This window comes from Shigella sp. FC1567 (genome assembly GCF_001743015.1).
In the GTDB taxonomy this organism is placed as follows: domain Bacteria; phylum Pseudomonadota; class Gammaproteobacteria; order Enterobacterales; family Enterobacteriaceae; genus Escherichia; species Escherichia coli.
In genome coordinates, this window is the sequence record NZ_MIIV01000138.1 from 1 (window position 1) to 5351 (window position 5351).

Annotated in this window: 6 protein-coding genes and 2 pseudogenes; 3 read left to right on the forward strand and 5 right to left on the reverse strand. The window is 51.0% G+C overall.

Going from position 1 to position 5351, the window contains the following annotated elements:
* On the forward strand, positions 1-200 hold a 200-nt coding region (locus BHE85_RS10175), incomplete at its 5' end, for an IS1 family transposase (protein ID WP_000327172.1).
* On the opposite strand, the pseudogene BHE85_RS10180 reads toward BHE85_RS10175, so the two are convergent.
* Positions 189-1469, reverse strand: a pseudogene (locus BHE85_RS10180) (alanine/glycine:cation symporter family protein); the annotation flags it as partial. The gene BHE85_RS10175 and the pseudogene BHE85_RS10180 overlap by 12 nt on opposite strands.
* A gap of 278 nt (positions 1470-1747) precedes the next feature.
* Between BHE85_RS10180 and tal the strand changes: the two are divergent.
* Together tal and mog are read left to right on the forward strand one after the other, a co-directional pair.
* Positions 1748-2701 (forward strand): transaldolase, encoded by a 954-nt coding sequence (gene tal / locus BHE85_RS10185; RefSeq protein WP_000130189.1) that lies wholly within the window; start codon positions 1748-1750, stop codon positions 2699-2701.
* A gap of 114 nt (positions 2702-2815) precedes the next feature.
* Positions 2816-3403 (forward strand): molybdopterin adenylyltransferase, encoded by a 588-nt coding sequence (mog, locus tag BHE85_RS10190; RefSeq protein WP_001094688.1) that lies wholly within the window; start codon positions 2816-2818, stop codon positions 3401-3403.
* Between the two features lie 34 nt (positions 3404-3437).
* On the opposite strand, the gene satP is transcribed toward mog, so the two are convergent.
* The 4 genes and pseudogenes from satP to BHE85_RS10210 all read right to left on the reverse strand — a co-directional run.
* A complete protein-coding gene (gene satP / locus BHE85_RS10195) occupies positions 3438-4004 on the reverse strand; it encodes an acetate uptake transporter (protein WP_000528548.1) in 567 nt (188 codons plus the stop codon).
* A gap of 148 nt (positions 4005-4152) precedes the next feature.
* Positions 4153-4866, reverse strand: a complete 714-nt coding sequence (msyB, locus tag BHE85_RS10200) for an acidic protein MsyB (RefSeq protein WP_001102359.1) — start codon at positions 4864-4866, stop codon at positions 4153-4155.
* Positions 4867-4891: 25 nt separating this feature from the next.
* A pseudogene (locus tag BHE85_RS10205) lies at positions 4892-5074 on the reverse strand (DUF2541 family protein); the annotation flags it as partial.
* A gap of 16 nt (positions 5075-5090) precedes the next feature.
* Positions 5091-5351 (reverse strand): IS1 family transposase (locus BHE85_RS10210; protein ID WP_000317683.1); only part of this gene is annotated, 261 nt, incomplete at its 5' end.

The following is a 5351-nucleotide window of genomic DNA, read 5'->3' on the forward strand; positions in this document are numbered from 1 at the left end:
GCTGGCCGCTGTATGAATCACGCCTGAAGGGAAAGCTGCACGTTATCAGCAAGCGTTACACTCAGCGCATTGAGCGACATAATCTGAATCTGAGACAACATCTGGCAAGGCTGGGACGGAAGTCACTGTCGTTCTCAAAATCGGTGGAGCTGCATGACAAGGTCATCGGGCATTATCTGAACATAAAACACTATCAGTAAGTTGGAGTCATTACCGCAGGCCATTATGATATCTGCCAGTTGCCACATCAGCGGAAGGCTTAGCAAGGTGCCGCCGATGACCGTTGCGAAGGTGCAGATCCGCAAACACCAGATCGCTTTAGGGGTGTTCAGGCGTAAAAAGAAGAGATTGTTTTCGGCATAAATGTAGTTGGCAACGATGGAGCTGAAGGCAAACAGAATAACCACGAGGGTAACAAACTCAGCACCCCAGGAACCCATTAGCACCCGCATCGCCTTCTGGATAAGCTGAATACCTTCCAGCGGCATGTAGGTTGTGTCGTTACCCGCCAGTAATATCAGCATGGCGCTTGCCGTACAGATGACCAGGGTGTCGATAAAAATGCCAATCATCTGGACAATCCCTTGCGCTGCCGGATGCGGAGGCCAGGACGCCGCTGCCGCTGCCGCGTTTGGCGTCGAACCCATTCCCGCCTCATTGGAAAACATACTGCGCTGAAAACCGTTAGTAATCGCCTGGCTTAAGGTATATCCCGCCGCGCCGCCTGCCGCTTCCTGCCAGCCAAAAGCACTCTCAAAAATAGACCAAATGACGTGGGGAAGTTGCCCGATATTTATTACGCAAATCACCATGCTGGTCAGCACCCAGATTATCGCCATCAACGGGACAAACCCCTGCATGAGCCGGGCGACGCCATGAAGACCGCGAGTGATTGCCAGCAGAGCAAAGACAGCGAGAATAATGCCTGTCACCAGCGGGGGAAAATCAAAAGAAAAACTCAGGGCTCGGGCAACGGCGTTCGCCTGAACTCCGCTGAAAATTATGCCGTAGGCGATGAGCAAAAAGACGGCGAACAGAACGCCCATCCAACGCATCCCCAGCCCGCGCGCCATATACCATGCCGGTCCGCCACGAAACTGCCCATTGACGTCACGTTCTTTATAAAGTTGTGCAAGGGAACATTCGGCAAACGAGGTCGCCATGCCGATAAACGCGGCAACCCACATCCAAAAGACGGCTCTAGGTCCACCGGCGGTAATAGCCAGCGCAACGCCGGCCAGGTTGCCGCTACCCACGCGCGCCGCAAGACTGGTACACAATGACTGAAATGAGGTTAAACCGCCTGGCTGTGGATGAATGCTATTTTTAAGACTTTTGCCAAACTGGCGGATGTAGCGAAACTGCACAAATCCGGTGCGAAAAGTGAACCAACAACCTGCGCCGAAGAGCAGGTAAATCATTACCGATCCCCAAAGGACGCTGTTAATAAAGGAGAAAAAATCTGGCATGCATATCCCTCTTATTGCCGGTCGCGATGACTTTCCTGTGTAAACGTTACCAATTGTTTAAGAAGTATATACGCTACGAGGTACTTGATAACTTCTGCGTAGCATACATGAGGTTTTGTATAAAAATGGCGGGCGATATCAACGCAGTGTCAGAAATCCGAAACAGTCTCGCCTGGCGATAACCGTCTTGTCGGCGGTTGCGCTGACGTTGCGTCGTGATATCATCAGGGCAGACCGGTTACATCCCCCTAACAAGCTGTTTAAAGAGAAATACTATCATGACGGACAAATTGACCTCCCTTCGTCAGTACACCACCGTAGTGGCCGACACTGGGGACATCGCGGCAATGAAGCTGTATCAACCGCAGGATGCCACAACCAACCCTTCTCTCATTCTTAACGCAGCGCAGATTCCGGAATACCGTAAGTTGATTGATGATGCTGTCGCCTGGGCGAAACAGCAGAGCAACGATCGCGCGCAGCAGATCGTGGACGCGACCGACAAACTGGCAGTAAATATTGGTCTGGAAATCCTGAAACTGGTTCCGGGTCGTATCTCAACTGAAGTTGATGCGCGTCTTTCCTATGACACCGAAGCGTCAATTGCGAAAGCAAAACGCCTGATCAAACTCTACAACGATGCTGGTATTAGCAACGATCGTATTCTGATCAAACTGGCTTCTACCTGGCAGGGTATCCGTGCTGCAGAACAGCTGGAAAAAGAAGGCATCAACTGTAACCTGACCCTGCTGTTCTCCTTCGCTCAGGCTCGTGCTTGTGCGGAAGCAGGCGTGTTCCTGATCTCGCCATTTGTTGGCCGTATTCTTGACTGGTACAAAGCGAATACTGATAAGAAAGAGTACGCTCCGGCAGAAGATCCGGGCGTGGTTTCTGTATCTGAAATCTACCAGTACTACAAAGAGCACGGTTATGAAACCGTGGTTATGGGCGCAAGCTTCCGTAACATCGGCGAAATTCTGGAACTGGCAGGCTGCGACCGTCTTACCATCGCACCTACACTGCTGAAAGAGCTGGCTGAGAGCGAAGGGGCTATCGAACGTAAACTGTCTTACACCGGCGAAGTGAAAGCGCGTCCGGCGCGTATCACTGAGTCCGAGTTCCTGTGGCAGCACAACCAGGATCCAATGGCAGTAGATAAACTGGCGGAAGGTATCCGTAAGTTTGCTATTGACCAGGAAAAACTGGAAAAAATGATCGGCGATCTGCTGTAATCATTCTTAGCGTGACCGGGAAGTCGGTCACGCTACCTCTTCTGAAGCCTGTCTGTCACTCCCTTCGCAGTGTATCATTCTGTTTAACGAGACTGTTTAAACGGAAAAATCTTGATGAATACTTTACGTATTGGCTTAGTTTCCATCTCTGATCGCGCATCCAGCGGCGTTTATCAGGATAAAGGCATCCCTGCGCTGGAAGAATGGCTGACATCGGTGCTAACCACGCCGTTTGAACTGGAAACCCGCTTAATCCCCGATGAGCAGGCGATCATCGAGCAAACGTTGTGTGAGCTAGTGGATGAAATGAGTTGCCATCTGGTGCTCACCACGGGCGGAACTGGCCCGGCGCGTCGTGACGTAACGCCCGATGCGACGCTGGCAGTAGCGGACCGCGAGATGCCTGGCTTTGGTGAACAGATGCGCCAGATAAGCCTGCATTTTGTACCAACTGCGATCCTTTCGCGTCAGGTTGGTGTGATTCGCAAACAGGCGCTGATCCTTAACTTACCCGGTCAGCCGAAGTCTATTAAAGAGACGCTGGAAGGTGTGAAGGACGCTGCGGGTAACGTTGTGGTACACGGTATTTTTGCCAGCGTACCGTACTGCATTCAGTTGCTGGAAGGGCCATACGTTGAAACGGCACCAGAAGTGGTTGCTGCATTCAGACCGAAGAGTGCAAGACGCGACGTTAGCGAATAAAAAAATCCCCCCGAGCGGGGGGATCTCAAAACAATTAGTGGGATTCACCAATCGGCAGAACGGTGCGACCAAACTGCTCGTTCAGTACTTCACCCATCGCCAGATAGATTGCACTGGCACCACAGATCAGACCAATCCAGCCGGCAAAGTGGATGATTGCGGCGTTACCGGCAATGTTACCGATCGCCAGCAGGGCAAACAGCACAGTCAGGCTAAAGAAAACGAATTGCAGAACGCGTGCGCCTTTCAGCGTGCCGAAGAACATAAACAGCGTAAATACGCCCCACAGACCCAGGTAGACACCAAGGAACTGTGCATTTGGCGCATCGGTCAGACCCAGTTTCGGCATCAGCAGAATCGCAACCAGCGTCAGCCAGAAAGAACCGTAAGAGGTGAATGCGGTTAAACCGAAAGTGTTGCCTTTTTTGTACTCCAGCAGACCAGCAAAAATTTGCGCGATGCCGCTGTAGAAAATGCCCATGGCAAGAATAATACCGTCCAGAGCGAAATAACCCACGTTGTGCAGGTTAAGCAGAATGGTGGTCATGCCGAAGCCCATCAGGCCCAGCGGTGCCGGATTAGCCAACTTAGTGTTGCCCATAATTCCTCAAAAATCATCATCGAATGAATGGTGAAATAATTTCCCTGAATAACTGTAGTGTTTTCAGGGCGCGGCATAATAATCAGCCAGTGGGGCAGTGTCTACGATCTTTTGAGGGGAAAATGAAAATTTTCCCCGGTTTCCGGTATCAGACCTGAGTGGCGCTAACCATCCGGCGCAGGCAGGCGATTTGCAGTACGGCTGGAATCGTCACGCGATAGGCGCTGCCGCTGACCGCTTTAACCCCATTTAGTGCCGCACCTACAGGGCCTCCCAGCCCCGCGCCGCGCAGCAAACCATGCCCAAGTACGCTCATTGCTGCGTGGGTGCGTAAAATGCGGGTCAGTTGGCTGGAAAGCAAATGCGACACGCCTTTTGCCAATAATTTGTCTTTCATCAGCAGCGGCAGCAGCTCTTCCAGCTCATTCACCCTCGCATCGAACGCGTGCAGAAACTCCTGCTTATGTTCCTCGTCCATTTTCTTCCAGGTATTACGCAGAAATTGTTCCAGTAACTGTTGCTCAATTTCAAACGTAGACATCTCTTTGTCGGCTTTCAGCTTCAATCGTTTTGAAACATCGAGCAAAATGGCCCGATACAATTTACCGTGTCCGCGCAGTTTGTTGGCGATACTATCGCCACCAAAATGCTGTAATTCTCCAGCAATCAGCTGCCAGTTGCGGCGATGTTGCTCGGGATGCCCTTCCATCGATTTAAACAGTTCGTTGCGCATCAGTACGCTGGAGAGGCGAGTTTTGCCTTTTTCATTATGGGTGAGCAATCGGGCGAAATTTGCCAACTGTTCCTCACTACAATGCTGAAGAAAATCCAGATCTGAATCATTCAGGTAATTAACATTCATTTTTTGTGGCTTCTATATTCTGGCGTTAGTCGTCGCCGATAATTTTCAGCGTGGCCATATCCGATGAGTTCACCGTATGACCGGAAAAGGTGATTTTTGAGACGCAGCGTTTATTGTCGTTATCACTGTTAATGTTGATCCAGTCAGTGGTTTGCCCTTCTTTTATTTCTGAAGGAATATTCAGACTCTGACTGGCGCTACGGGCGGCTGGTAATGACTCCAACTTACTGATAGTGTTTTATGTTCAGATAATGCCCGATGACCTTGTCATGCAGCTCCACCGATTTTGAGAACGACAGTGACTTCCGTCCCAGCCTTGCCAGATGTTGTCTCAGATTCAGATTATGTCGCTCAATGCGCTGAGTGTAACGCTTGCTGATAACGTGCAGCTTTCCCTTCAGGCGTGATTCATACAGCGGCCAGCCATCCGTCATCCATACCACGACCTCAAAGGCCGACAGCAGGCTCAGAAGACGCTCCAGTGT